The sequence below is a fragment of the uncultured Faecalicoccus sp. genome, from assembly GCF_944327125.1.
In the GTDB taxonomy this organism is placed as follows: Bacteria; Bacillota_I; Bacilli_A; order Erysipelotrichales; family Erysipelotrichaceae; genus Faecalicoccus.
Window position 1 is genome coordinate 1 of the sequence record NZ_CALVGO010000083.1, and the last position, 3,427, is coordinate 3,427.

At 44.2% G+C, this 3,427-nt stretch carries 5 protein-coding genes; all 5 read right to left on the reverse strand.

All coding sequences use genetic code 11. From position 1 onward, the window contains the following. Positions 1-677 (reverse strand): aminoacyl--tRNA ligase-related protein (locus Q0K03_RS07290; RefSeq protein ID WP_366774997.1); only part of this gene is annotated, 677 nt, incomplete at its 3' end. A 48-nt stretch (positions 678-725) separates the two neighbouring features. Next, on the reverse strand, positions 726-1,934 hold the full coding sequence (locus Q0K03_RS07295) for a U32 family peptidase (RefSeq protein WP_297239048.1): 1,209 nt from the start codon (positions 1,932-1,934) through the stop codon (positions 726-728). Then, positions 1,927-2,769, reverse strand: coding sequence for a U32 family peptidase (locus Q0K03_RS07300; RefSeq protein WP_297239049.1), 843 nt, complete (start codon positions 2,767-2,769; stop codon positions 1,927-1,929). Before Q0K03_RS07300 ends, Q0K03_RS07295 begins: the two co-directional genes overlap by 8 nt. A 69-nt stretch (positions 2,770-2,838) precedes the next feature. After that, positions 2,839-3,048 carry a helix-turn-helix transcriptional regulator gene (locus Q0K03_RS07305; protein WP_297239051.1) on the reverse strand — a complete coding sequence of 70 codons (210 nt, stop codon included), beginning with the start codon at positions 3,046-3,048 and terminating at the stop codon, positions 2,839-2,841. After that, complete coding sequence (locus Q0K03_RS07310) at positions 3,038-3,394, reverse strand: DUF6442 family protein (protein WP_297239050.1); 357 nt, start codon at positions 3,392-3,394, stop codon at positions 3,038-3,040. Before Q0K03_RS07310 ends, Q0K03_RS07305 begins: the two co-directional genes overlap by 11 nt. Positions 3,395-3,427 lie beyond the last annotated feature (33 nt).

Consider the following 3,427-nt stretch of genomic DNA (forward strand, 5'->3'; position numbering starts at 1 on the left):
CCTTCACATCCGACGACGACATCTTCTCCAATGCTCGAGATAGCCTGATATTCTTCCGACAAAAGACCGCCCATAGCGCCGGTGTCGGCCTTAACGATCTTATATTCCAGATCCAAACGGTCAAAGATACGGCAATACGCATCGTACATCTTCTGGTAGGCGACATCCAGTCCTTTTTCGTCGATATCAAAAGTATACGCATCTTTCATGATAAATTCACGAACACGGATCAACCCGTAACGAGGACGCGTTTCATCGCGGTATTTTGTCTGGATCTGATAAAGATTGTACGGATAGTCTTTATACGACTTTCCATTCATGGAAGCCGCCAGCGCAAACAGTTCCTCATGCGTCGGTCCCAGCACATAGCGTTTCATATACCGGTCATTCAACGCAAACATATTGGAGCCAAATGCTTCTCTTCGCCCCGACTTGATGTAGACATCTTCCGGGATCAAAGCTGGCATCAAGAGTTCCTGTGCCCCTTTGGCATCCATTTCCTCACGAACGATATTCTCGATCTTCGAAAGTACTTTTTTTCCCATCGGCATGATCATATAGATCCCATTGGATGTCTTTTTGATCATTCCCGAGCGCACCAGCAAATTACTGGAAGTGCTGTCTTCGTCTTTTGCGTTCTCACGCAATGTATAAAAGAAACTTTGAGATAATTTCATAACTTGATTCCTCTTTTCAACTTCACCATTTTCTCATAATCACGAAGGTTAAACAACTCGAATTTTCCGGATCATCGCATTTTTTTCAATAGGACCCTCCCATTTTGTCTTCACGATCTGCATCGGCTGGTTACAGACCTTCAATTCCAGATCGTTCTCATCATAGATCGCATCGACATGGACGGTCGTACTTTGAATATGCGGACCAAAAATCTCCAGATCCTGATACGGCAAGAAATGATTCTTTACTTGTAAAGTGGCCATTTTCGTCTGCGGATCATGATCCAATACGATCGCAACATATTCCTGTGTCACCGTTTCATCGTGATCTTGATAAAGCTGTACATCATATCCGGGAAGCCCTTTATAAAAACCGGACCCTGTCGGACGGTTTTCCGCTTTGGATATCTCCATTTTGACACGCTGAAGATCTTCCGTTGTTGCTTTTCCATTTTTATAGATCTGATCGATCAAATACCGGTACGAGCTGACCACCGTGGCCAGATAATAGGCGCTTTTCATCCGTCCTTCAATTTTTAAAGACGCTACACCCATACGAATAAAATCTTCGATTTGGTCGACCGCCTGCAAGTCCTTGCTGGACATACTGAAAAGATTGGACGGATCACTGCATTCTTTATCCTGATCCATCAAATGATATTTCCAGCGGCAGCTTTGAGCACATCCTCCACGGTTGGCATCGCGCAATGTCATATGGTTGCTCAGCACACAGCGGCCGCTAAAAGAGATGCACATACCGCCATGGATAAAGACTTCCACCGGAAGGATGTTCTGCTGACAGATGGCTTCGATTTGCGCCATCTGACATTCCCTGGCCAAAACAACACGATCCATTCCCTTTTCTTTCCAGAAAGACAACGCCTTGGAATTGGTTGAAGAATGCTGTGTAGAGACATGGACCTCATACTGACACCCCAGTTCTTTGGCCCGCATCATAATGGACGGGCTGCATACGATAATCGCATGAACACCGATTCGATCCAAAGCACAAAGATAATCATCCAACCCTTCCAGATCTTCTTCATGAGGAAGCATATTGACCGTCACATGAACATGAGCCTGGTGTCTGTTGGCAAAATCCACCAGTTCTTTCATCTCTTCCAGGGAGAAGTTGCTGGCACGGGAGCGCAACGAAAACTGCTTGCCGCCAATATAGACCGCATCGGCTCCATACAAAATCGCGATCTTCGCCTTTTCCAGATTCCCTGCCGGCGCTAAGAGTTCTATCTTATTCATGGCTTTTCTCCTTTTTCTTGATCGTCTTTTGGTAATACCAGTGATTCGATCCGGGAACCGATCCGCTTTCTTGATAAGCTTTTAATACAGAAATCGTCCAGTCATCATCAAAGAACAGCGAATCGATTCGAAACCGGTCAATTCCATGATTTTTCAAGGCTGAAAACTCATCAAAGGACTGGATCGGAGCCTCGCTGTATATGTGTGTTCCATAATCGTCTTCGAAAATCGGCATTCGCTGTTCTCTTGTAGACTCGATCAAGTCAAACTTATGGCCGTGCCCATTTTCTTTTGAACGAATGGCGTTCAGGTAATTGGTCACCAGCATGCGCCGGGAATACAAGATCGAAAAATAGCCGGAAACCAGGATCTCGACATTTTTGTTTGTTTCTGTCATTTTTAAGATTTCTTCTAAAGAACATTCGTGGGCCAGAGAAACCGACTGAAGTCCCAGGCCCAGATAAAACGCAATATCTTTATGATTGGTGATCAAAGTCTCAGGCTGATAGATCAACAAGGACTCCATCTTCCTCTGTCTGGCCAAATAGTAGACTCCTTCATCGCTGTAATAGATTCCATCCACATGGGAAACGGCACAAACTTCCAAAAACTTTTCAAGAAGATCCATCTCATCTTCCATAAAAAAGCGAAGAGCATTGACATAGGCTTTCAAGCCAAGATGGTGACACTTGGCAACGATGTCCTGGATTCGATCAAAAGAAACAAGAAGGCTCTGGCGTATCGAGATCTGTTCAACACCAAAAATCACGGCATCGGCTCCGGCTTCTTTAATCTCAGGCAATCGGTTTAAATCATGGATCGTGACAATAAACATGGATCAAACTCCTTTACGATACTGATAGTGTACCATAAAAACAGACTTTCCATAGAAAGAAAGCCTGTTTTAGTCAAAATAGAAAATCTCTTCGAATTTTTTATCCAGGGCAATGCATAGAATCAAAGCCAGTTTCGCGGTGGGATTGAACTGCCCTGTCTCAATGGAGCTGATAGTATTGCGCGACACACCGACCATCTTCGCCAAAGCAGCCTGGGAGAGGCTCTTTTCTTGACGCACCTCTTTTAAACGGTTCTTTAGGATCAGCTCATCCTGCATGGCCCGCTCCATAAACTCCCAAAAACAACATGGACAGTCCCACAAAACCGATCAAGATCCAAACAAGAGAACCTTTCCTTTTCAGCAGAACCCATCGGGAAAGGCCAAATACGATCCCATATCCAAAAAGCAGAAACAATGTTAATTCGTACAGAGAAAAAGTGACTGCCCCCATCCAGATCTTCCCTTGGATCACATTTAGATAAGATAGGATGGAAACGATCATCAAACTGGCGGCAAGGATCGCAAAACTGATGGAATACGATTCGTATTTCAATAAGCGCTCTCTTTCGTCTCCTTTTTTATTTTCATCACGGCTTTTTTGTAAAAGTTCTTCTCGATTCATAAAATCCCCCTAATGAAACCTGGATATAAAGAC

Excerpts from the sequence above, each read along its gene's own strand:
- Q0K03_RS07305 (WP_297239051.1), bottom strand. The coding sequence starts at position 3,048 with ATGCAGGATGAGCTGATCCTAAAGAACCGTTTAAAAGAGGTGCGTCAA.
- Q0K03_RS07300 (WP_297239049.1), bottom strand. The coding sequence starts at position 2,769 with ATGTTTATTGTCACGATCCATGATTTAAACCGATTGCCTGAGATTAAA.
- Q0K03_RS07295 (WP_297239048.1), bottom strand. The coding sequence starts at position 1,934 with ATGAATAAGATAGAACTCTTAGCGCCGGCAGGGAATCTGGAAAAGGCG.
- Q0K03_RS07310 (WP_297239050.1), bottom strand. The coding sequence starts at position 3,394 with ATGAATCGAGAAGAACTTTTACAAAAAAGCCGTGATGAAAATAAAAAA.